We start from the raw sequence: 410 nt of genomic DNA, 5'->3' as shown, positions 1-410 counted from the left end.
CTTTGCCGCTTTTTTTCTTGCTTCCGAAGATAAATTTAGGTTTATAGACGAATTTCGTAAACATATATCCCACCGCTATTGCGAAGGTGATAAAGACTAATATTTCCTGAAGTAGTTCCATCTTATTTTAATGTTTGAAAAGCAATAAGAGCTGCCAAATAAGCTATTGCCGTCATTGTTACTAACTGGTACATAGGCCATTTCCAGGTGTTGGTCTCCCTTTTTACAATTGCCAGAGTACTCATGCACTGCATGGCAAAGGCATAGAAAAGCAGCAAACTAATTCCGCTTGCGAAGGTGAAGAGAGGTCCGCCAAGGATTTGATTGGTTTCTGAAGCCATCCTCGCCTTGATCGTTTCTTCTTCATCACTGCCCACACTGTAAATCGTAGCCAGGGTGCCGACAAAAAC

1 pseudogene is annotated in these 410 nt (G+C 41.7%); it reads right to left on the bottom strand.

Annotated elements, in window-relative coordinates:
• Window positions 1–122: 122 nt before the first annotated feature.
• Window positions 123–410 (bottom strand): annotated as a pseudogene (locus tag HC176_RS16970) (nucleoside recognition domain-containing protein); the annotation flags it as partial.

The sequence above is a fragment of the Tamlana crocina genome (genome assembly GCF_012037625.1).
The sequence above is the reverse complement of the archived record's forward strand: the minus strand, read 5'-3'. Positions and strand labels throughout refer to the sequence as shown.